Source organism: Protaetiibacter larvae (genome assembly GCF_008365275.1).
Lineage (GTDB): Bacteria > Actinomycetota > Actinomycetes > Actinomycetales > Microbacteriaceae > Homoserinibacter > Homoserinibacter larvae.
The window spans coordinates 1,805,948-1,826,558 of record NZ_CP043504.1 but is presented as its reverse complement, the minus strand read 5'-3'; the positions used below and the strand labels follow the sequence as shown (position 1 = coordinate 1,826,558).

The following is a 20,611-nucleotide window of genomic DNA, read 5'->3' as shown; positions in this document are numbered from 1 at the left end:
GGCGCACCGCGCGCACCCGTCATCATCGATGGGACGATGATGGGGGATTCACGCACGGACGGCGAGCAGTTCGATCATAGCGAGTGGGTGGTACTCGCGCGGGAACGCGGCGCACGTACACTCGAAGGCATGCAGCATTCCGCTCCGAGCGTCCCCGCGGTCGCGGCGACGACCCCCGAGCGGACGAGCGCCGAACGGATGACGTTCGGACGCAAGGCACGGGCCTACCTCGCCCTCACCAAGCCGCGGGTCATCGAGCTCCTGCTGGTCACGACGGCCCCGGTGATGATCCTCGCGGCGCAGGGCCGCCTGGATCTGCACTTCCTCGGGCTCGTCGTCGCGACGCTCGTGGGCGGCAGCCTCTCGGCGGCGAGCGCGAACGCCTTCAACTGCTACATCGACCGCGACATCGACCGGCTCATGAAGCGCACCCAGAACCGTCCGCTCGTGACGGGGGAGCTGAGCCCGCGCGAGGCGCTCGTCTTCGCCTGGGTGTCGGGCGTCGTCTCGATCGCGGTGCTCGGGATCTTCACCACCTGGCTCGCGGCGGCGCTCTCCTTCGCGGCGATCGCCTTCTACGTCCTCGTCTACACGCTCATCCTCAAGCGCCGCACCCCGCAGAACATCGTGTGGGGCGGCGCCGCCGGGTGCATGCCGGTGCTCATCGGCTGGGCGGCGGTGACCGGCTCGCTCTCCTGGGCGCCCGTGATCCTCTTCGGCATCGTGTTCCTGTGGACCCCGCCGCACTACTGGCCGCTGTCGATGCGCTACAAGGACGACTACGCGGCAGCCGAGGTGCCGATGCTGGCCGTCGTGCGCGGTCGCACCGCGGTCGGCCTGCAGGTCGTGCTCTACGCCTGGGCGACCGTGGTCTGCTCCCTGCTGCTCGTGCCGCTCGCGCCGATGGGCGTCGTCTACGCGGTCGTCGCGGCGCTCTCGGGCGCCTGGTTCCTCGTCGAGTCGCACCGGCTGTACGCCGCCGCGATCCGCCCCGGCGAGGTCAAGCCCATGCGGGTCTTCCACGCGAGCATCACCTACCTCACCCTCGTGTTCATCGCGGTCGGCGTCGACCCGCTCGTCTTCATCCCGATCCCGTTCTGATGCGGCTGAGAACGCCGCTCGGCTGGGCGGCCGAACGCTGGACCCTGGGCGCCCGCGCGCTGCGCTGGGGGACCACCGCGGCTCTCGTGGCGAGCATCCTCATCGTGCTGGGCGGGGCCACCGTGCGGGTCACCGGCTCGGGGCTCGGCTGCCCCGACTGGCCCACCTGCGACGGGACCAACGTCATCCAGCTGGTGCCCGACTCGATCCACACCCTCATCGAGCAGACGAATCGCCTGCTCACGAGCGTGCTCATCGCCGCCGTGGGCTGGGCGATCGTCGCGGCACGGCTGCAGCCGCGGCGCGACCGCACCCTGACGCGGCTCGCCTGGTCGATGTTCTGGCTCGTCATCGCCAACGCCGTCGCCGGCGGGTTCAGCGTCTGGTACAAGCTCAACCCCTGGATCGTCGCGCTGCACTTCGTGCTCGCCATGGGGCTGCTCGCCTGTGCGACCTTCACCTGGCATAGGGCGAGATGGCACGGGGGAGACGGGCCGCGTCCGTCCATCGCATCGCGTTCACTCGCCTGGGCGCTCGTGATCGCGGCCGCCGCCCTCATCCTCGCCGGCACGCTCGTCACCGGATCCGGGCCGCACGCCGGGGACTCGAGCGAGGTGCCGCGGATGGGCTTCGACTGGACCGTCGTCGTCTGGGTGCACGGCCTCGTCGCCGTCCTCGTGCTCGCGCTCGCCACCGCCCTGGCGTTCCGGCTGCGCGCCGAGGAAGGCGGTCGCCTCGCCCTCCGCCGGGTGGGGATCTTCCTGCTCGTGCTGCTCGTACAGCTCGCGGTCGGCGCGACGCAATCGCTCATCGGGCTCCCCGAGGTGCTCGTGATCGCGCACGTCGTGCTCGCGGCGCTCGTGTGGGTGGGCGCACTGCGGGTGCTGCTCGACACGGATCCGCGGTTGTGGGCCGTGCGCGACTCGACGGCTCACGCCCAGCCTTCGGCGACCCGCACCCTGTAGAATCAGGAGGTTGGAGCGCGTGCGCCCGACCACCCGGAATGCCGACACGAGCGGAATGGTTCGCTTCGGTGGAAGAGAGGTAGCCCCATGTCAGACGTGCTCATCGACCGTCCGGAGCTCGCGAGCCTCGGGCAGTACGAGTTCGGCTGGTCCGACTCGGACGCTGCCGGCGCCTCCGCCCGCCGCGGCATCTCCGAGGAGGTCGTCACCGACATCTCGACGCTCAAGAGCGAGCCCGAATGGATGCTCAAGAACCGCCTCAAGGCGCTCAAGATCTTCGGCATGAAGCCCATGCCCACCTGGGGAGCCGACCTCACGGGCATCGACTTCGACAACATCAAGTACTTCGTGCGCTCCACCGAGAAGCAGGCCCAGAGCTGGGAGGAGCTTCCCGAGGACATCAAGAACACCTACGAGAAGCTCGGCATCCCGGAGGCGGAGCGCCAGCGGCTCGTCGCGGGCGTCGCCGCCCAGTACGAGTCGGAGGTGGTGTACCACCAGATCCGCGAGGACCTCGAGGCGCAGGGTGTGATCTTCCTCGACACCGACACCGCGCTGCGCGAGCACCCGGAGATCTTCCAGGAGTACTTCGGCACCGTGATCCCCGCCGGTGACAACAAGTTCGCCGCGCTCAACACCGCGGTGTGGTCGGGCGGATCGTTCGTCTACGTGCCGAAGGGCGTGCACGTGGAGATCCCGCTGCAGGCCTACTTCCGCATCAACACGGAGAACATGGGCCAGTTCGAGCGCACGCTCATCATCGCCGACGAGGGCTCCTACGTGCACTACATCGAGGGCTGCACCGCCCCGATCTACAAGTCCGACTCGCTGCACTCGGCCGTCGTCGAGATCATCGTCAAGAAGAACGCCCGCGTCCGGTACACGACCATCCAGAACTGGTCGAACAACGTCTACAACCTCGTCACCAAGCGCGCGATCGCGCACGAGGGCGCGACGATGGAGTGGATCGACGGCAACATCGGATCCAAGGTCACGATGAAGTACCCGTCGATCTACCTCGTGGGCGAGCACGCCAAGGGCGAGACGCTCTCGGTGGCCTTCGCCGGCCCCGGCCAGCACCAGGACGCCGGCGCCAAGATGATCCACATGGCGCCGTACACGACGAGCTCGATCGTGTCGAAGTCGATCGCCCGCGGCGGCGGCCGCGCCGGCTACCGTGGCGAGGTGCGGGTGGCCGAGAACGCCCACCACGCGGCCAACACGGTGCGCTGCGACGCGCTGCTCGTCGACACCATCTCGCGCTCGGACACCTACCCGGCGATCGACATCCGCGTCGACGACGTGCAGCTCGGCCACGAGGCGACCGTGTCGCGCGTGAGCGAGGAGCAGCTGTTCTACCTGCAGTCCCGCGGGATGCCGGAAGACGAGGCCATGGCCATGATCGTGCGCGGCTTCATCGAGCCCATCGCGCGCGAGCTGCCCATGGAGTACGCGCTCGAACTCAACAAGCTCATCGAGATGAGCATGGAAGGCAGTGTCGGTTAAGTGAGCACGCCCGTTCAGACGCAACAGCACGGCCTGACGGAGCACTCGCACGGTGGATGGGGCAAGGCCCCCGTCCAGACGCGTTCGGAGCGCTTCGCCTCGACCTCGCACGACGCCTTCCCCGAGGTCACCGGCCTCGAGGCGGAGTGGAAGCTCAGCCCGGTCGAGCGCGTCCGCGCGCTCATCGACGGCGAGCTCGACGGCGCGCCCTACGCGATCCTCTACCCGGAGTCGGCCGGCACGACCGTCGAATGGATCGACCGCACGAGCGAGCTCATCGGCACCGCCGGCACGCCCGAGGAGCGGGCGGCCGCCAACGCCTGGTCGAGCTTCGAGAAGGCGCTGCACATCCATCTCGACGGCGACGCCGAGACGCTCACCCTCACGCGCACCGGCCTCGGGGACGCACCCCGTGCCGCCCACACCGTGATCACCGCCGCGACGGGCGCCACCGGGCTCGTCGTGCTCGACAACCGCGGTCCGGCACAGCTGAGCGAGAACCTCGAGATCGTGCTCGACGACGACGCCCACATCACCGTCGTGAGCGTGCAGCAATGGGACGACCCCGCGCTGCACCTGGCCAGCCAGTTCGCCCGCGTGGGGCGCGGCGCCACGCTCAAGCACATCGTCGTCTCGCTCGGCGGGTCCGTGGTGCGCGTGAACCCCTCCGCCCACCTCGCGGGCGAAGGCGCCGAGGCGGAACTGCTCGGCGTGTACTTCGCCGACGCCGGCCAGCACCTCGAGCAGCGCGTCTACGTGCACCATGAGGCGCCGCACACCCGCAGCCGCGTCACCTACAAGGGCGCGCTCAACGGCGACGGTGCCCGCACCGTGTGGGTGGGGGATGTGCTCATCGGCCCCGGTGCGACCGGCACCGACACCTACGAGCAGAACCGCAACCTCGTCCTCTCCGACGGCACGCGCGCCGACTCCATCCCCAACCTCGAGATCGAGACGGGCGACATCGAAGGCGCCGGCCACGCCTCCGCCACCGGACGCTTCGACGACGAGCAGCTGTTCTACCTGCAGGCCCGGGGCATCAGCGAAGACGAGGCCCGTCGCCTCGTCGTGCTCGGCTTCCTCAGCGAGATCGTGCAGAAGATCGGAGAGCCCGTGCTCGAGGCACGCCTGCTCGCCGCCCTCGAAGCCGAGCTGGTGGCATCCCGATGACCGCGCAGAAGGTGTGCTCGGTCGACGAGCTCTCGCCCGCCAGCGCCCGCCGTGTCGTGCTCGACGGGGTCGCGATCGCGGTCGTGCGCGACTCCGAGGGTGCCGTCCACGCGATCGGCGACACCTGCACGCACGGCGACATCTCGCTCTCGGAGGGCTTCGTCGAAGACGACGGCCTCGAATGCTGGGCGCACGGCTCCAAGTTCTCGCTCACCACGGGCGCCCCCCTCAACCTGCCGGCCTACGAGCCGGTCCCCGTCTTCGCCGTCGAGGTCCTCGACGGCCAGGTCTACATCGACCCGAGCGTCCGGCTCGCGGTCTAGAAAGGCAACACCATGTCCACCCTCGAAATCCGCGACCTCAAGGTGTCGATCGAGACCGACCAGGGCACCAAGCACATCCTCAAGGGCGTCGACCTGACGATCAAGGAGGGCGAGATCCATGCCGTCATGGGCCCCAACGGCTCGGGCAAGTCGACCCTCGCGTACACGATCGCCGGTCACCCCCGCTACCACGTCGAGGGTGGCACGATCACCCTCGACGGCGAGGACGTGCTCGCCATGAGCGTCGACGAGCGCGCCCGCGCGGGACTTTTCCTCGCGATGCAGTACCCGGTCGAGATCCCCGGCGTCACCGTGACCAACTTCCTGCGCACCGCGAAGACCGCGATCGACGGCGAGGAGCCCTCGATCCGGCACTGGGGCGCCACCGTGAAGGACGCCATGGGCAAGCTGCGGATGGACCCCTCGTTCGCGGCCCGCAACGTCAACGAGGGCTTCTCCGGCGGCGAGAAGAAGCGCCACGAGATCCTGCAGCTCGAGCTGCTGAAGCCGAAGTTCGCGGTGCTCGACGAGACCGACTCCGGCCTCGACGTCGACGCCCTCAAGATCGTCTCCGAGGGCGTCAACCGCGCGCACAGCGAGACCGGTCTCGGAATCCTGCTCATCACGCACTACACGCGCATCCTGCGCTACATCACGCCCGACTTCGTGCACGTCTTCGTCGACGGCAAGGTCGCCGAGGAGGGCGGCGCCGAGCTCGCCGAGCGCCTCGAGGACGAAGGCTACGACCGCTACCTCGTGGCGCAGGCCTGAGCCGTGGCCACCTCGCTCGAGCCCGCCCTCTTCGACAGCGTCGAGGAGGGGCTGAAGGACGTCATCGACCCCGAGCTCGGGGTCAACATCGTCGACCTGGGGCTCATCTACGACCTCACCTGGGACGACGAGAACGACGCGCTCATCATCTCGATGACCCTCACCTCGGCCGGCTGCCCCCTCACCGATGTGATCGAGGAGCAGACCGCGCAGGCCCTCGACGGCATCGTCGAACGCTTCCGCATCAACTGGGTGTGGATGCCGCCGTGGGGCCCGGAGCGCATCACCGACGACGGCCGCGACATGATGCGCGCGATCGGCTTCAGCATCTGACAGCCGACAGCCGACAGCCGCGTGGCCGCGCTGGGCGATCTGGCGCGGTTTCGGCTGGATGGCGCGGTTTCGCAGGTGCCATCCGGCCGAAACCGCGCCATGCGGACTGATCAGTCGCGACGCGCGGCGATCGCGTCGGCGCCCTTCCAGGCGAGCGGCAGCAGGATCGCGGCGATGACGGCCTTGATGATGCCACCGACGATGAAGGGGTAGAGGCCCCACTCGAGAGTCTGCTCGAGGTTCGCGCCGGTGACGACGGCGAGCCAGGGGAGGCCGATCGCGAAGACCACGAGCGAGCCGCCCGCGAAGGTGGCGAGCGCCTTGAGGAACTTGCGATCCCAGGTCCGTTCTGAGAGCCAGCCGACGAACGCCGCAGCGGGGATGAAGCCGACGATGAAGCCGAAGCTCGGAGCCGCGAGGGCGACGAGACCGGTGAGGTGGCTGCCGTCGGGCTGGGGCGCGTAGAAGGGCAGGCCTGCGAAGCCGAGCAGCGCGTACAGCAGCAGCGATGCGCCGCCGCGCACCGCCCCGAGCGACGCACCGACGAGCAGCACCGCGAGCGTCTGACCCGTGATCGGCACCGGCCACAGGGGGATCGACACCTGCGCGAGCAGCGCCGTCAGCAGGGCACCACCCGCGACGAGCGCGAGGTCGGTGGCGAGACGGCGCGGCAGCACGCGGTCGGCGAGCACGAGGCGGGGGGACGGGGCGATCGCGGTCATGGGGTCCTTCGGTGGTGGGCCGGCGAGGGAATGGGCGTTCAGGCCCTCCGGTTAGACTAGCGGGCTGGCACATCTGCCCCCTTGTCACCACCCTCCCGAAGAAACGGACTTCTGCTGTGCTCGCCGTGCATGACCTCGAGATCCGAGTCGGAGCACGCACGCTCATGTCCGACGTCACCTTCCGCGTCGACAAGGGCGACAAGGTGGGCCTCGTGGGGCGCAACGGCGCCGGCAAGACGACGCTCACCAAGACGCTCGCGGGGGAGACGCTGCCGACCGCCGGGACGATCGACCGAACGGGTGAGATCGGCTACCTGCCGCAGGATCCCCGTTCCGGCAACCCCGAGGACACCGCGCGCACCCGCATCCTGGACGCCCGCGGGCTCGGCCACGTCGTGCAGGAGCTGCGGACGGCCACCGAGGAGATGGCCAGCACCGACCCGGCGGTCTCCGAGGCGGCCATGGCCCGCTACGGGCGGCTCGAGGACCGCTTCCTGGCGCTCGGCGGCTACGCGGCCGAAGCGGAGGCGGCCGCGATCGCCTCGAACCTCGCCCTGCCCGACCGCATCCTCGATCAGCAGCTGAAGACCCTCTCGGGCGGCCAGCGCCGCCGCATCGAGCTGGCCCGCATCCTGTTCTCGGGCGCCGACACGATGATCCTCGACGAGCCCACCAACCACCTCGACGCCGACTCGGTGGTGTGGCTGCGCGAGTTCCTCAAGGCCTACCAGGGCGGCGTGATCGTCATCAGCCACGACGTGGACCTCGTGCAGGAGGTCGTCAACAAGGTCTTCTACCTGGATGCCAACCGCCAGGTGATCGACATCTACAACATGGGCTGGAAGCACTATCTGCGTCAGCGCGAAGCCGACCAGGAGCGCCGCAAGAAGGAGCGCGCCAACGTCGAGAAGAAGGCCGGCGCCCTGCAGCTGCAGGCCGCACGCTTCGGTGCGAAGGCGTCGAAGGCCGCGGCCGCGCACCAGATGGTCGCGCGCGCCGAGAAGATGCTCTCGGGGCTCGAGGAGGAGCGCGCGGTCGACCGGGTGGCGAAGCTGCGTTTCCCGGATCCGGCGCCCTGCGGCAAGACCCCGCTCACGGCATCCGATCTTTCCAAGTCGTACGGCTCGCTCGAGATCTTCACGGCCGTCGACCTCGCGATCGACCGCGGTTCGAAGGTCGTCGTGCTGGGCCTCAACGGCGCCGGCAAGACGACCCTGCTGCGGATCCTCGCCGGCGTCGACACGCCCGACACGGGGCACGTCGAGCCCGGACACGGGCTGCGGATCGGCTACTACGCCCAGGAGCACGAGACGATCGACGTCAACCGCACCGTGCTGCAGAACATGGTCGCCGCCTCGCCGAATCTCACCGAGACGGAGGCGCGCAAGGTGCTCGGCTCGTTCCTGTTCACGGGGGACGACGGCCACAAGCTCGCGGGGGTGCTCTCGGGCGGCGAGAAGACCCGCCTCGCCCTGGCGATGATCGTCGTGTCGGGCGCCAACGTGCTGCTGCTCGACGAGCCCACCAACAACCTCGACCCGGCCTCCCGCGAGGAGATCCTGGGGGCGCTGGCCGGCTACACGGGCGCCGTGGTGCTCGTGTCGCACGACGAAGGGGCGGTGGAGGCGCTCAATCCCGAGCGGGTGCTCATCCTGCCCGACGGGGTCGAAGACCACTGGAACCCCGACTACGCGGAGCTCATCAGCATCAGCTGAGCCGGGGCGAGCTCGATGCGTCCGCGACCGAGCTATTCGCTCGGCGCGTGAGAGTCCAGGATCGCGTCCTCGACGTCGGCGTCGACGTGGCGGCGTCTCGGCGCCCGCGCGGCGGCCTGCAGCTCCGCGGGGAGCGCGGCGATACGCCGCTCGCGGCGCCAGGCCCAGAACAGGCCGATGAAGGCCAGGATGCCGAAGGCGATCCACTGCAGCGCGTAGGAGAGGTGCGGTCCCTCGTCCGCCTCGGGCCGGATCGCGGGGAACGGCATCTCGTCGACGGCCGGGTCCTCGCTCGCGAGCACGCCGTAGGCGCCCGTGAAGCCCGGCACGCCGAGGTCGTCCACGATCGTGGTCAGGTCGATCGAGGGGATCTGCCCCTCCGGCGCGGTGCGCCCCGGCAGCTCCGGCTCGCCCTGACGCAGGCGAGCGACCACGGTCACCTCGCCGCTCGGCGGTGCCGGAACGCTGTCGGGGGAGTCCTGGGTCTTCCCGATCGGCAGCCAGCCGCGGTTCACGATGAAGACCGTTCCGTCATCGAGCCGGAACGGCACGAGCTGCTCGAAGCCGGGCTTGCCGCCGCGCACCCGGTTGCGCACGAGCAGCGCCTCGTCGCCGAGATACTCGCCCGTCGCGAGCACGGGCGCCCACTCGTCGTCGAGCCGCCACGAGTCGAGGGCGGGCAGCAGCTCGCTCACCGGCCGCGGTTCGGCGTCGAAGTTGCGCTCGACGCGCTGGATCTCGTCCACCGTCTCCGCGCGCCGCGCCCACTGCCACCAGGAGAGCAGGCCGCAGGCGATCGCGAAGACCACGGTGAGCGCCAGGTAGGCGCCCCAGCGCCGCCAGCCGGTGACGGGCGCGTGTGCGGTCGCGCTCATGCGGGATCCGGGATCCGGTCGAGCTCGACCGCGAGCGGCGTCACCTGCACCGGGAAGCCCCGGCTCGACAGATAGCCGGAGAGGCTGTCGCGATGCGCGGCGCACGCCAGCCACACCTTCACGCGCTCCGGGCCGTGGATGCGGGGGTTCCGCCAGTTCACCCGGAACGCGGCGTCCGCCGTGCATCCGGCCGAGGAGCAGCGGATGCCGGGGTCGCCGAGACCGATCACGACGCGTCGTCCGGATTGCGGCGCACGAGCGCGCCCGGGCGACGCACCCGCCCGCGCTCGCCGGTGTGCGCGTTGTTGGCGATCACGACCGCGAAGTACGGCAGGAAGACGGCGCCGACGGCGGGGATGAGGAGCCACCAGCCCGGCACCACGAGACACAGCGCGAGGCACACGACGCGGATCGACATCGCGATCGTGTACTTGATCATGCGCGATCGCCGCTCGAGCTCGGGCGAGGGCGGCAGCTCGGTGACGGTGTGGACGACGGGAGGCTTGGCGATGCATCCAGCGTACTTCGCTCCGCCGGTAGGCTCCTGAACCATGACCTCACGCACCGTCCTCGTCACCGGCGGCAACCGCGGCATCGGCTACGCGATCGCCGAGGAGTTCCTCGCCCAGGGCCACCGGGTCGCCGTCACCGCACGCTCCGGGGAGGGCCCGGCCGGCGCGCTCACGGTGCGCGCCGACGTGACCGACGCGGCATCCATCGACGCCGCCTTCACCGAGGTGGAGGAGAAGCTCGGAGCGGTCGAGGTCGTGGTGGCGAACGCCGGCATCACGCGCGACACCCTGCTGCTGCGGATGAGCGACGACGACTTCACCCAGGTGATCGACACGAACCTCTCGGGCGCCTTCCGCGTCGTGAAGCGCGCCTCGAAGGGCATGCTGAAGGCCCGCTTCGGGCGCGTGATCCTCGTCTCGAGCGTCGTCGGCCTGCTCGGCAGCGCCGGCCAGGTGAACTACGCCGCCTCGAAGTCCGGGCTCGTGGGCATCGCCCGTTCGCTCACCCGGGAGCTGGGCTCGCGCGGCATCACCGCGAATGTCGTCGCACCGGGATTCATCGAGACCGACATGACGGCCGAACTGCCCGAGGACCAGCAGAAGCAGTACCTGTCTCAGATCCCGGCGGGACGGTTCGCCTCACCGCTCGAGGTGGCGCGCGTCATCGCCTGGCTCGCCTCGGACGACGCCGGCTACATCTCCGGCGCGGTCATCCCCGTCGACGGCGGCCTGGGGATGGGGCACTAGCCCATCAGGTTCAGGAGCTGCGCGAGGTCGCGGTCGTCGAGCAGCACGTCGGCGACATCGCGCACCGGCGCCTTCGCGTCGAAGCCGACCGAGAGACCCGCGAGTGCCATCATCGGCAGGTCGTTGGCTCCGTCGCCGACCGCGAGGGTCTGCGCGATCGGGATGCCGGCGGCGTCCGCCCACTCCTGAAGCGCCTCCGCCTTCGCGGCGGCGTCGACGATCGGCGGGATGACACGGCCGGTGAGGCGGCCGTCGACCACCTCGAGACGGTTGGCGCGCCAGTGGTCGAGCCCCAGTCGCGCGGCGAGCGGATCGATGACCTCGTGAAAGCCGCCCGAGACGACCGCGACGAGGCCCTGCGCCGCGTGCACCCCCGCGATGAGCTCGGGCACCCCGCGCGTCACGGTGATCTGCGCGCCCACCTCGGCGAACACCGTGTCGGGCAGGCCGGCGAGCGTCGCGACGCGTTCGCGCAGGCTCTCCGCGAAGTCGAGTTCGCCGTTCATCGCGCGGAACGTCACCTCGGCGACCGCCTCGCGGGTGCCCGCGGCGTCCGCGAGCAGCTCGATCACCTCGTCTTCGATGAGCGTGGAGTCGACATCGAGCACGACGAGGAAGCGGGCCATGAGGCGGTGATCTCCGAGAGGGGGTGTGCGGCGGGTGCGGCGTCAGTCGACGTGGACGCCCTTGCCCACGACCGTGATGCCCGAGTCGGTCACCGTGAAGCCGCGGTTGCGGTCGGCGTCGTGGTCGACCCCGACGGTGGCCCCGGGCGCGACGACGACGTCCTTGTCGAGGATAGCGCGCTGCACGGTGGCGTTCGCCCCGATCGTGACCCGCTCGAAGATGACCGAGTCGGTGACCTTCGCCCCCGAGTTGATCGTCACCCACGGGCCGAGCACGACCCGCTCGAGATGCCCGCCCGAGACGACGCAGCCGAGCGACACGATCGAGTCGATCGCCGTGCCGATCGTGTTCTTGCCGTCGCGCACGAACTTGGCGGGCGGAGAGTTGAGCTGCTGGCTGTAGATGGGCCAGTCGCGGTTGTACAGGTTGAACACCGGGAGGGCGGAGATGAGGTCCTGATGGGCCTCGAAGAAGGAGTCGATCGTCCCCACATCCCGCCAGTAGAAGCGGTCGCGATCGGTCGCTCCGGGCACCTCGTTGCGGTTGAGGTCGTAGACGGCCGCCTCGCCGCGCGCGACGAAGTCGGGCACGATGTCGCCGCCCATGTCGTGGTGGGAATCCGCGCGGGCGCCGTCGCGCTGCACCGCGTCGATGAGCACCTCGGCGTCGAAGACGTAGTTGCCCATCGAGGCGAGCACCTCACCGGGGGAGTCGGCGAGGCCTTTCGCGTCCTTCGGCTTCTCGCGGAAGGCGGCGATGCGGTTCGGCTTCTTCGGGTCGACCTCGATGATGCCGAACTGGTCGGCGAGCGAGATGGGCTGGCGGATGGCCGCGACGGTCACCCCGGCACCCGACTCGCGGTGCGCCTGGATCATCTGGCTGAAGTCCATGCGGTAGACGTGATCCGCGCCGACCACGACCACGATGTCGGGCTTCTCGTCCCGCAGCAGGTTCAGGCTCTGCAGGATCGCGTCCGCGGAACCCGAGAACCAGCGCTTGCCGAGGCGCTGCTGCGCGGGCACCGAGGCGACATATGCCCCGAGCATCCCCGAGAGCCGCCAGGTCTGCGAGACGTGGCGGTCGAGCGAGTGCGACTTGTACTGGGTGAGCACGACGATCTGGCGCAGCCCCGAGTTGATGAGGTTCGACAGCGCGAAGTCGATGAGCCGGTAGCCGCCCCCGAAGGGCACCGCGGGCTTGGCGCGGTCGGCCGTCAACGGCATCAGCCGCTTGCCCTCTCCACCTGCGAGAACGATGCCGAAGATCTTGGGCGCTGCTGCCATGGCACAACAGTAGGACAGGCCCTGGGGGTGTACTAGCGTCGACAAGCATGCGAGTCGATGTTCTCAGTCGCGAGTATCCGCCGGAGGTCTACGGGGGGGCGGGGGTGCACGTCGCGGAGCTCGTGGCGGCGCTGCGGCGCGACCTCGACGTCGTCGTACGCTGCTTCGGCTTGCCGCGCGACGAGCCGCACAGCTATGCCTACCTGGTTCCCCCGCAGCTCACCGGCGCGAACCCGGCACTCGCGACCCTCGGCGTCGACCTGCAGATGGCGGAGGATGTCGCCGGCGCCGACCTCGTGCACTCGCACACCTGGTACGCGAACGCCGCGGGGCACCTCGCGAAGCTCCTGCACGGCATCCCGCACGTCGTGACGGCGCACTCGCTCGAACCGCTGCGGCCGTGGAAGGCCGAGCAGCTGGGCGGCGGATACCGGGTGTCGAGCTGGATCGAGAAGACCGCGTTCGAGGCGGCCGATGCGGTGATCGCGGTGAGTGCGGGGATGCGCGCCGACATTCTGCGCAGCTACCCCGACATCGACCCCGAGCGGGTGCACGTCGTGCACAACGGCATCGACCTCGACCGCTGGCGGCGACGCGACGACCCCGCGGTGCTCGCGCGCCTCGGCATCGACCCCGAGCGGCGCAGCGTCGTGTTCGTGGGCCGCATCACGCGCCAGAAGGGCCTGCCGTACCTGCTCGAGGCCGCCCGCCGCCTCGACCCGGATGTGCAGCTCGTGCTGTGCGCGGGCGCGCCCGACACGCCGGAGATCCTCGCGGAGGTGCAGCAGGGGGTCGCCCGGCTGCAGGAGGAGCGCGACGGGGTGGTGTGGATCGAGGAGATGCTGCCCGCCGAGGAGCTGCAGGCGGTGCTCTCCTCCGCGACGACCTTCGTATGCCCCTCGGTGTATGAACCGCTCGGCATCGTGAACCTCGAGGCCATGGCCTGCGGCGTGGCGGTCGTCGGGACGGCGACCGGTGGCATCCCCGAGGTGGTCGCCGACGGCCTCACCGGGCGCCTCGTGCCGATCGAGCAACTGCAGGACGGCACCGGGACCCCCGTCGATCCGGGGCGCTTCGTGAGCGACCTCGCCGACACCCTGAACGAGGTGCTCGCCGATCCGACCGTCGCGCGCCTCATGGGCGAGGCGGGCCGGCTGCGCGCCGAGACCGAGTTCAGCTGGGGCAGCATCGCCGAACGCACGAAGGCCGTCTACGCGAGCGTCCGCGGCTAGGCGACGCGCGCGGCTAGGCTGGGCCCATCATGGTGCGAGTGCTCACGCTCTCAGGCGTCTCGGTGGTCCGCGAGGGCAACACGATCCTCGATTCCCTCGACTGGACGGTCGACTCCGACGACCGTTGGGTGATCCTCGGCCCCAACGGGGCCGGCAAGACCACCCTCCTCAAGCTCGCCTCCGCGAGCATGCACCCCTCCGCGGGCACGGTCGAGATCCTGGGCGAGCAGCTCGGTCGGGTGGACGTGTTCGAACTGCGCCCCCGCATCGGCTTCGCCTCCTCGGCGATGGCGCGCCAGATCCCGAACGACGAGACCGTCGAGGATGCTGTGCTGACGGCCGCCTACTCGATCACCGGTCGGTGGAACGAGGAGTACGAGGACGTCGACCGCCGCCGCGCGGAGCGCGTGCTCAAGGAGTGGCGGCTCGAGTCGTTGCGCGGGCGCCGCTTCGGCACCCTCTCCGACGGGGAGCAGAAGCGGGTTCAGATCGGCCGCTCGGTCATGACCGACCCGGAGCTGCTGCTGCTCGACGAGCCCGCCGCGAGCCTCGACCTGGGCGCCCGCGAGGAGCTCGTGCAACTCCTCGGCGACTACGCCTCGAGCCCCGAAGCCCCCGGGATGATCATGGTGACCCACCACGTGGAGGAGATCCCGCGCGGCTTCACCCACGCCCTGCTGCTCGCGGAGGGCCGCATCCATGCCGCAGGCCCCATCAGCGAGGTGGTGACGGGGGAGCGCCTCTCGGACGCCTTCGGGCTGCCGCTCGTGGTGTCCACGAGCGAAGACGGACGCTACGCCGCACGCGCGCTGCAGCTCTGAGCCAAGGCCATTTCTGGCCTTTGCCGCGACGCCAGCGCCGACGCCCGTCCCGGACGGCGGTTGAGACGCACCGCGATCTGCTAGACTCGACAGTCGGCCCATCGGCCCGCGAACTTTCCCGCACTCCATCCCGCATCTCCGACTGAGGTACCTCATGAAGACCGACATCCACCCCGACTACCAGGCGATCGTCTTTCGCGATCTCGCGAGCGGGGAGACCTTCCTCACCCGTTCGACCCTGACGAGCGACAAGACCATCGAGCTCGACGGTGTCAGCTACCCGGTGATCGACGTCGAGATCTCGTCGGCCTCGCACCCGTTCTACACGGGCAAGCAGCGCATCCTCGACAGCGCCGGTCGCGTCGAGAAGTTCAACTCGCGCTACAAGAACTTCGGCAAGTAGCCTCGGCTTCTTCCTCGAAAGGCCCCGTCCGATGGACGGGGCCTTTCGCATGCCGTCAGCGGCTCAGAACAGCTGGACGCGGCGGCGCTCCCAGAGCGGCAGCAGCTCGTCGCGGGTGAGCGGCGCCACATCCACCTCGAGCAGGTCGGGGTCGTCCACCCACAGCAGCTCCTCGATCTCGCCCGAGGCGACCACCTCGTGGGCGATGGAGAGGGCGAACACGGCCGCCAGCACGACTGTGTCGGCCTCGTTCGCGGCGACCGCGCGGAACAGGCCCAGATACTCGGCGGACGCGGTGTCGAGTTCGACGCCGATCTCCTCGGCGAGCTCGCGGGTGAGCGCGTCGATCGCGCTCTCACCCTCCTCGATCTTGCCGCCCGGCTGCATGAAGTGGGTCGTGCCCGCCTTGCGCACGAGCAGGCTGCGCCCCTCGGGGTCGGTCACGATGGCGGCGGCGATCCGCAGCACGGCGGGTCGGCTGTCGGAGCGGCCGGCCCCGTCGGCATCCCCGTCCGCGGCATCGACGTCCCCGGCGTCCCCGTCCCCGGCGTCCGGGCCCACATCCACCGCGTCCTCGGGCGCGGGCGGTCCGTAGTCCTCGAAGCCGGGCTGCTGATCCGCCTCCGGGGCCTCCTCGAGAGCGGGCGGTTCGGTCAGGTTCGGGACGACACCCGGATACGCGCCGCGCGGGTCGGGGGGTCCGGCATCCACGGCGGGCGGCGCGGGCGGCGCACTCGGGGGCGCGGCGAGCTGCAGTCCGAGCGGACGACTGAAATCGATGACCGGCACCCGGCCGAGGCGCGGCTCGAGCGGGGGGATCGGCTGCGTGTCGCGGTAGGCCCCCGGATGCGCCGGATACTTCACGGGCCACGCGGTGGACGCCGTGAAGCTCTCGTCGCCCTTCTGGCGGCGGATGTAGTCCTGGAAGCGCGCCGCCTGCTCGGCGTACCAGACCACCTGCCGACCGTGCAGATCGGCCACGGCCAGGTCGAGGTCGTCGGGATACGCCGCGAGGAGTGCCCGGGCGACACGGCCTGCCGCGATGGCGTCCGCGCCCGCGTCGTGGGCGTCGTCGAGCGTCACCCCGTAGCGCGCGGCGGCCGCCTCGAGGGTGCGCTTGCCCTTCCGGTAGCGGTCGACGGCCTTGTCGAGCACGAGCGGGTCGATGACGGGGGTCGGGTCGACGAGCGGCTCCAGCTCGTTGCGGCGGCACTCGCGATCCAGCAGCGACAGGTCGTACGGCGCGTTGTAGACCACGACCGGCACACCCAGGCTGAACAGCGTGCGCAGCGTCTGGGTGATCTCGGCGACCACCACTCCGCTGGGACGCCCCTCGGCGCGGGCCTGCTCGGTCGTGATGCCGTGCACCTCGGAGGCGGCCTCCGGGATCTCGACACCCGGGTCGGCGAGCCAGTCCCAGCGGTCCACGACCTCGCCGTCCGCGTCGAGCACGGCGATGCACGCCGTGACGATGCGCGCGCGCTCCACGTCGACGCCCGTCGTCTCGAGGTCGAACACGCCCAGGCGATCGGCCCAACTGGTCATGGCGGAAGCCTAGAGGCGGGGTTCGGGCACGCTCAGAAGGCGCGCGGAAGCACCGCCTGCGGTTCACCGATGCGCAACCAGTAGAAGCTCTGCGTGGCCAGGGTGAGGGTCAGCACCCCGTCCTCGCCCACCGCGGGGAACGCGCCGCCGCCGAACAGATCGAACAGCGGCTCCCCCTCGTCACCGGTGACCTCGATCGACACCGCGACCGGGTTGTGCGAGAACGAGAACACGCACAGCACCCGCTCGGGCGCGTCGCCGAACTGGGTGCCGGATCCCTCGTACTCCCGCACGAAGGCGAGGACCGACTCGTGGTTGGTGCGCAGCACCCGGATCGACCCCAGACCGAACACTGGATGCGCCTTGCGCACGTGGATGACGTTGCGCACCCAGTGCAGCAGCGACCGCGACTGGGCCAGCTGCGACTCGACGTTGACGAGGGTGTAGTTGTAGACGAGCGACTGCACGATCGGCAGGTACAGCTTGCCCGGGTCGGCCGTGGAGAAGCCGGCGTTGCGGTCGGGCGTCCACTGCATGGGGGTGCGGGAGGAGTCACGGTCGGGGAGCCAGATGTTGTCGCCCATGCCGATCTCGTCGCCGTAGTACAGGAACGGCGAGCCAGGCAGCGAGAACAGCAGCGCGTGGGCGAGCTCGAGCTCGGCGCGCGAGTTGTCGAGCAGCGGGGCGAGGCGTCGGCGGATGCCCACGTTGACGCGCATCCGCGGGTCGTAGGCGTACCAGCCGTACATGGCCTGGCGGTACTCCTCCGAGACCATCTCGAGGGTCAGCTCGTCGTGGTTGCGCAGGAACACCCCCCAGCCGGCGCCGTCCGGCACCTCGGTCGTCTCGGAGAGCACCCGGGTGAGCTCCTGCGCCGACTGGGAGCGCAGCGAGTAGAAGATCCGCGGCATCACGGGGAAGTCGAACGCCATGTGGCACTGCGGCTCCTCCTCGGTGCCCATGAAGTTCACCACCTCGGCCGGCCACTGGTTCGCCTCGGCGATCATCACGCGACCCGGGTACTCGTCGTCCATCATGCGGCGCACCGCCTTGATGAACTCGTGGGTCTCCGGCTCGCTCTCACCCGTGCCGCCCTCCGACTCGTAGAGGTAGGGGATGGCGTCCAGGCGGAAGCCGTCGACACCCAGATCCATCCAGAACCGGATGATGTCGAACACGGCATCGTGCACGGCCGGGTTGCGGTAGTTGAGGTCGGGCTGGTGTGAGAAGAAGCGGTGGAAGTAGAACTGGCGCCGCTCCGCGTCGAAGGCCCAGTTCGAGTCCTCGTAGTCGGTGAAGATGATGCGCACGCCCGGGAAGCCCTCGTCGGTGTCGCGCCACACGTAGAAGTCGCCGAACGGGCCCTCCGGATCGGAGCGGGACTGCTGGAACCATTCGTGCTGGTCGGAGGTGTGGTTCAGGGGGAGGTCGATGACGAGGCGCATGTTCCGCTCGTGCGCCTTCGTGACGAGCTCACGGAACTCGTCGAGCGTGCCGTACTCGGGCAGGATGCGCCGGTAGTCGGCCACGTCGTAGCCGCCGTCGCGCAGTGGCGAGGCGAAGATCGGCGGGATCCACAGGGCGTCCACGCCGAGCCACTGCAGGTAGTCGAGCTTCGAGATGAGGCCGCCGAGGTCGCCCGAGCCGTCGCCGTTGGAGTCGACGAACGATCGGACCATGACCTCGTAGAAGACCGAGCGCCGATACCAGCGCGGATCCAGGGTGAGGCCCGGGAGCGTGATGGGTGCGGTGAACGTCACCGTCCGAGTCTGACACTCCGCTCCCCGCGAGCGCGCCTAGAATCTTGAGGATGCCCGTCCCCACCCCGCACGCCGAGGCCCTCGCCCGCATCCCGGTGAGGGCGCGCGAGGCGCAGATCCTCGGCTCCACGACCCGCTTCTGGGACTACGGCCCCGAAGACGCACGCGATGTCATCGTGCTCGCGCACGGCTACCGCGGCGACCACCACGGCCTCGAGCCGGTGATCGCCCAGCTTCCCGAGGTGCGCATCATCAGCCCGGATCTGCCGGGCTTCGGCGCATCCACCCCGCTCACCGAGGCGCCGCACTCGATCGCCGGCTACGCCCGCTGGCTGACCGCGTTCGTCGAATCCCTCGCGCTCGCCGCGCCGCCCGTCGTGCTCGGCCACTCCTTCGGTTCGATGGTGTCGTCGCACGCGGTCGCCGACGGGCTGGACGCGCGGGCGCTCATCCTGCTGAACCCGATCTCGGCCGACCCGAAGCTCGCCGCGGGGCGGGTCATCACGGCCCTCACGCGCGCCTTCTACGGCGTGTCGCGCGCGTTCCCGGAGCCGGTGGCGCGGGTGTGGCTCGGCAACTGGGTGATCGTGCAGTTCATGAGCATGTCGCTCGTCATGAACGGCGACCCGCAGCTCACGAAGTGGATCCACGAGGAGCACCACCGCTACTTCAACGGCTTCAGCGACTCGCGCACGGTCGCCGAGGCGTTCCGCGCCTCGCTCAGCACGCAGGTGGGCGAGGCCGCCGCGCGCGTGACCGTTCCGACGGTGATGATCGCGGGGGAGCTCGACCGCATCGCCCCCCTCGACGGTCAGAAGCGCACCGTGGGGCTGTTCCCGGATGCGAGCCTCGTCGTGATCGAGGGCGTCGGGCATCTGCCGCACTACGAGAAGCCGGTCGAGGTGGCGCTCGCCATCCGCGGCTTCCTGGCGACCCTTCCCGCGGAGTCGCCCCGGTGAGGATCCTCGTCGACTGCCGCTACACCCGGCTCGAGCGGCACGACGGGATCTCGCGCTACACCGCGCACCTGGTGACGGCGCTCGCCCCGCTCGCGGCGGCCGCGGGCCACGAGCTCGTCATGGTGATCTCGGACGAACGGCAGCTGACGATGCTTCCCGCGCTGCCGTGGGAGCTCGCGACCGACCCGACGAGTGCACGCGAGCTGACCATCGCGCGGCGGCTCAACGCCTTCGCGCCCGATGTGCTGTTCAGCCCCATGCAGACCATCGGATCGTGGGGTCGCCGCTACGGACTCGTGCTGACGCTGCACGACCTGATCTACTACCGCAACCGCACCCCTCCGCGCGATCTCGCCTGGCCGATCCGGCTCGCCTGGCGGCTCTACCACCTGGCCTGGTGGCCGCAGCGGGTCCTGCTGAATCGCGCCGACGAGGTGGCGACCGTGTCGCACACCACTCGCGAGCTCATGCTCGAGCACCGCCTCACGGACCGTCCGATCACGATCGTGTCGAACGCGGCCGACCCGGTGCAGGCGGATGCCGGGCGCCGTCAGCCCCCGGATCGCGAGCTGCTCTACATGGGCTCCTTCATGCCGTACAAGAACGTCGAGACGCTCGCACGCGCCCTGCACGAACTGCCGGGGCATCGGCTGCACCTGCTGAGCCGGATCGGCGCGGGCGACCGGGCACGCCTCGAGGCCCTCGCCCCCGCGGGTGCGCTCGTGATCCACGACGGGGTCACGGATGCCGAGTACGGCGAGCTGCTGGACGGGGCGCTCGCGCTCGTGACGATGTCGCTCGACGAGGGCTTCGGGCTGCCGCTCGTGGAGGCGATGGTGCGGGGCACCCCCGTCGTGGTGTCGGACATCCCGATCTTCCGGGAGATCGGCGCAGACGCGGGCGTGTACGCCGATCCGCACGACGCCTCCGCGGTGGCCGCGGCGATCCGCACGCTGGAGGACGCGGGGGAGTGGGGCCGGCGCTCGGCCGCTGCCCGCGAGCAGGCGCGCCGCTTCGACTGGCACCGTTCGGCTGCGGTGCTGCTCGAGCTGCTCGAGCGGGTGGGACGCACCCCGCGTCGGTGAGCGAACAGCGGCTCGTGCCCGCGCTACTCCCGTTGATCGAGTGCCGCCGCAGGCACACGACATCCGTTGATCGAGTGCCGCCGCAGGCGGTGTATCGAGATCACCGCACCCCAGATCACGTTTCGGTAACGATGCCGTGGTTACCCCCGCCACGCT

The 20,611-nt window shown here is 70.1% G+C and carries 22 protein-coding genes; 14 read left to right on the top strand and 8 right to left on the bottom strand.

What is annotated here, in order from left to right; genetic code table 11:
- Positions 1–129 precede the first annotated feature (129 nt).
- The 7 genes from FLP23_RS08660 (at position 130) to FLP23_RS08630 (ending at position 6,169) form a co-directional block, all read left to right on the top strand.
- The gene (locus tag FLP23_RS08660) at positions 130–1,101 is read left to right on the top strand and encodes a heme o synthase (protein ID WP_149325486.1); all 972 of its coding nucleotides are present in this window, start codon (positions 130–132) and stop codon (positions 1,099–1,101) included.
- Positions 1,101–2,066: a COX15/CtaA family protein gene (locus FLP23_RS08655; protein WP_149325485.1), complete on the top strand. Its 966-nt coding sequence runs from the start codon at positions 1,101–1,103 to the stop codon at positions 2,064–2,066. The genes FLP23_RS08660 and FLP23_RS08655 overlap by 1 nt, the downstream gene beginning before the upstream one ends.
- Positions 2,067–2,153: 87 nt before the next feature.
- Positions 2,154–3,572, top strand: a complete 1,419-nt coding sequence (gene sufB, locus FLP23_RS08650; RefSeq protein ID WP_149325484.1) for a Fe-S cluster assembly protein SufB — start codon at positions 2,154–2,156, stop codon at positions 3,570–3,572.
- Positions 3,573–4,742 (top strand): Fe-S cluster assembly protein SufD, encoded by a 1,170-nt coding sequence (sufD, locus tag FLP23_RS08645; protein WP_425468243.1) that lies wholly within the window; start codon positions 3,573–3,575, stop codon positions 4,740–4,742.
- Entirely contained in the window at positions 4,739–5,065 is a 327-nt protein-coding gene (locus FLP23_RS08640; RefSeq protein WP_149325483.1) for a non-heme iron oxygenase ferredoxin subunit, read from the top strand. Before sufD ends, FLP23_RS08640 begins: the two co-directional genes overlap by 4 nt.
- Before the next feature lie 12 nt (positions 5,066–5,077).
- Entirely contained in the window at positions 5,078–5,836 is a 759-nt protein-coding gene (gene sufC, locus FLP23_RS08635) for a Fe-S cluster assembly ATPase SufC (RefSeq protein ID WP_149325482.1), read from the top strand.
- Between the two features lie 3 nt (positions 5,837–5,839).
- Entirely contained in the window at positions 5,840–6,169 is a 330-nt protein-coding gene (locus FLP23_RS08630; RefSeq protein ID WP_149325481.1) for a metal-sulfur cluster assembly factor, read from the top strand.
- 110 nt (positions 6,170–6,279) lie between these two features.
- On the opposite strand, the gene FLP23_RS08625 is transcribed toward FLP23_RS08630, so the two are convergent.
- Positions 6,280–6,891 carry a biotin transporter BioY gene (locus FLP23_RS08625; protein ID WP_149325480.1) on the bottom strand — a complete coding sequence of 204 codons (612 nt, stop codon included), beginning with the start codon at positions 6,889–6,891 and terminating at the stop codon, positions 6,280–6,282.
- A gap of 116 nt (positions 6,892–7,007) precedes the next feature.
- On the opposite strand from FLP23_RS08625, the gene FLP23_RS08620 reads away from it, so the two are divergent.
- Positions 7,008–8,606 carry an ABC-F family ATP-binding cassette domain-containing protein gene (locus FLP23_RS08620; protein WP_149325479.1) on the top strand — a complete coding sequence of 533 codons (1,599 nt, stop codon included), beginning with the start codon at positions 7,008–7,010 and terminating at the stop codon, positions 8,604–8,606.
- A gap of 32 nt (positions 8,607–8,638) precedes the next feature.
- Here the strand turns inward: FLP23_RS08620 and FLP23_RS08615 are convergent, their stop codons facing one another.
- The 3 genes from FLP23_RS08615 to FLP23_RS08605 are packed head-to-tail and all read right to left on the bottom strand — an operon-like array spanning position 8,639 to position 10,034.
- Entirely contained in the window at positions 8,639–9,481 is an 843-nt protein-coding gene (locus FLP23_RS08615; RefSeq protein WP_149325478.1) for an SURF1 family cytochrome oxidase biogenesis protein, read from the bottom strand.
- Positions 9,478–9,711: a hypothetical protein gene (locus tag FLP23_RS08610; RefSeq protein WP_149325477.1), complete on the bottom strand. Its 234-nt coding sequence runs from the start codon at positions 9,709–9,711 to the stop codon at positions 9,478–9,480. Before FLP23_RS08610 ends, FLP23_RS08615 begins: the two co-directional genes overlap by 4 nt.
- Entirely contained in the window at positions 9,708–10,034 is a 327-nt protein-coding gene (locus FLP23_RS08605) for a DUF3099 domain-containing protein (RefSeq protein ID WP_149325476.1), read from the bottom strand. The genes FLP23_RS08610 and FLP23_RS08605 overlap by 4 nt, the downstream gene beginning before the upstream one ends.
- On the opposite strand from FLP23_RS08605, the gene FLP23_RS08600 reads away from it, so the two are divergent.
- On the top strand, positions 10,033–10,740 hold the full coding sequence (locus FLP23_RS08600; protein WP_149325475.1) for a beta-ketoacyl-ACP reductase: 708 nt from the start codon (positions 10,033–10,035) through the stop codon (positions 10,738–10,740). The two genes, FLP23_RS08605 and FLP23_RS08600, sit on opposite strands and share 2 nt — an antisense overlap.
- On the opposite strand, the gene serB is transcribed toward FLP23_RS08600, so the two are convergent.
- The gene (serB, locus tag FLP23_RS08595) at positions 10,737–11,366 is read right to left on the bottom strand and encodes a phosphoserine phosphatase SerB (protein ID WP_149325474.1); all 630 of its coding nucleotides are present in this window, start codon (positions 11,364–11,366) and stop codon (positions 10,737–10,739) included. The genes FLP23_RS08600 and serB overlap by 4 nt on opposite strands.
- Positions 11,367–11,408: 42 nt before the next feature.
- Positions 11,409–12,650, bottom strand: coding sequence for a glucose-1-phosphate adenylyltransferase (glgC, locus tag FLP23_RS08590; protein ID WP_149325473.1), 1,242 nt, complete (start codon positions 12,648–12,650; stop codon positions 11,409–11,411).
- A 47-nt stretch (positions 12,651–12,697) separates the two neighbouring features.
- On the opposite strand from glgC, the gene glgA reads away from it, so the two are divergent.
- From glgA to FLP23_RS08575, 3 genes are all read left to right on the top strand, one after another.
- The gene (gene glgA, locus FLP23_RS08585; RefSeq protein ID WP_149325472.1) at positions 12,698–13,882 is read left to right on the top strand and encodes a glycogen synthase; all 1,185 of its coding nucleotides are present in this window, start codon (positions 12,698–12,700) and stop codon (positions 13,880–13,882) included.
- 29 nt (positions 13,883–13,911) lie between these two features.
- Entirely contained in the window at positions 13,912–14,703 is a 792-nt protein-coding gene (locus tag FLP23_RS08580) for an ABC transporter ATP-binding protein (RefSeq protein WP_149325471.1), read from the top strand.
- A 154-nt stretch (positions 14,704–14,857) separates the two neighbouring features.
- Positions 14,858–15,106, top strand: coding sequence for a type B 50S ribosomal protein L31 (locus tag FLP23_RS08575; RefSeq protein WP_149325470.1), 249 nt, complete (start codon positions 14,858–14,860; stop codon positions 15,104–15,106).
- A 63-nt stretch (positions 15,107–15,169) separates the two neighbouring features.
- On the opposite strand, the gene FLP23_RS12615 is transcribed toward FLP23_RS08575, so the two are convergent.
- Both FLP23_RS12615 and treS read right to left on the bottom strand, forming a co-directional pair.
- On the bottom strand, positions 15,170–16,651 hold the full coding sequence (locus FLP23_RS12615; protein WP_210413822.1) for an exonuclease domain-containing protein: 1,482 nt from the start codon (positions 16,649–16,651) through the stop codon (positions 15,170–15,172).
- 32 nt (positions 16,652–16,683) lie between these two features.
- Positions 16,684–18,411, bottom strand: a complete 1,728-nt coding sequence (treS, locus tag FLP23_RS08565) for a maltose alpha-D-glucosyltransferase (protein ID WP_149325469.1) — start codon at positions 18,409–18,411, stop codon at positions 16,684–16,686.
- A gap of 50 nt (positions 18,412–18,461) precedes the next feature.
- Between treS and FLP23_RS08560 the strand changes: the two genes are divergently transcribed.
- Together FLP23_RS08560 and FLP23_RS08555 are read left to right on the top strand one after the other, a co-directional pair.
- The gene (locus tag FLP23_RS08560) at positions 18,462–19,370 is read left to right on the top strand and encodes an alpha/beta fold hydrolase (RefSeq protein WP_149325468.1); all 909 of its coding nucleotides are present in this window, start codon (positions 18,462–18,464) and stop codon (positions 19,368–19,370) included.
- Positions 19,367–20,455, top strand: a complete 1,089-nt coding sequence (locus tag FLP23_RS08555) for a glycosyltransferase family 4 protein (RefSeq protein WP_149325467.1) — start codon at positions 19,367–19,369, stop codon at positions 20,453–20,455. The genes FLP23_RS08560 and FLP23_RS08555 overlap by 4 nt, the downstream gene beginning before the upstream one ends.
- The last annotated feature ends 156 nt before the right edge of the window (positions 20,456–20,611 follow it).

What these genes read in the sequence shown, in the direction of transcription:
- FLP23_RS08655 (WP_149325485.1), top strand. Translation starts at nt 1,101, where the DNA reads ATGCGGCTGAGAACGCCGCTCGGCTGGGCGGCCGAACGCTGGACCCTG.
- sufC (WP_149325482.1), top strand. Translation starts at nt 5,078, where the DNA reads ATGTCCACCCTCGAAATCCGCGACCTCAAGGTGTCGATCGAGACCGAC.
- FLP23_RS12615 (WP_210413822.1), bottom strand. Translation starts at nt 16,651, where the DNA reads ATGACCAGTTGGGCCGATCGCCTGGGCGTGTTCGACCTCGAGACGACG.
- glgC (WP_149325473.1), bottom strand. Translation starts at nt 12,650, where the DNA reads ATGGCAGCAGCGCCCAAGATCTTCGGCATCGTTCTCGCAGGTGGAGAG.
- FLP23_RS08560 (WP_149325468.1), top strand. Translation starts at nt 18,462, where the DNA reads ATGCCCGTCCCCACCCCGCACGCCGAGGCCCTCGCCCGCATCCCGGTG.
- sufB (WP_149325484.1), top strand. Translation starts at nt 2,154, where the DNA reads ATGTCAGACGTGCTCATCGACCGTCCGGAGCTCGCGAGCCTCGGGCAG.
- FLP23_RS08575 (WP_149325470.1), top strand. Translation starts at nt 14,858, where the DNA reads ATGAAGACCGACATCCACCCCGACTACCAGGCGATCGTCTTTCGCGAT.
- FLP23_RS08580 (WP_149325471.1), top strand. Translation starts at nt 13,912, where the DNA reads ATGGTGCGAGTGCTCACGCTCTCAGGCGTCTCGGTGGTCCGCGAGGGC.
- FLP23_RS08625 (WP_149325480.1), bottom strand. Translation starts at nt 6,891, where the DNA reads ATGACCGCGATCGCCCCGTCCCCCCGCCTCGTGCTCGCCGACCGCGTG.
- FLP23_RS08605 (WP_149325476.1), bottom strand. Translation starts at nt 10,034, where the DNA reads ATGGTTCAGGAGCCTACCGGCGGAGCGAAGTACGCTGGATGCATCGCC.
- FLP23_RS08615 (WP_149325478.1), bottom strand. Translation starts at nt 9,481, where the DNA reads ATGAGCGCGACCGCACACGCGCCCGTCACCGGCTGGCGGCGCTGGGGC.
- glgA (WP_149325472.1), top strand. Translation starts at nt 12,698, where the DNA reads ATGCGAGTCGATGTTCTCAGTCGCGAGTATCCGCCGGAGGTCTACGGG.
- serB (WP_149325474.1), bottom strand. Translation starts at nt 11,366, where the DNA reads ATGGCCCGCTTCCTCGTCGTGCTCGATGTCGACTCCACGCTCATCGAA.
- FLP23_RS08600 (WP_149325475.1), top strand. Translation starts at nt 10,033, where the DNA reads ATGACCTCACGCACCGTCCTCGTCACCGGCGGCAACCGCGGCATCGGC.
- FLP23_RS08640 (WP_149325483.1), top strand. Translation starts at nt 4,739, where the DNA reads ATGACCGCGCAGAAGGTGTGCTCGGTCGACGAGCTCTCGCCCGCCAGC.
- FLP23_RS08660 (WP_149325486.1), top strand. Translation starts at nt 130, where the DNA reads ATGCAGCATTCCGCTCCGAGCGTCCCCGCGGTCGCGGCGACGACCCCC.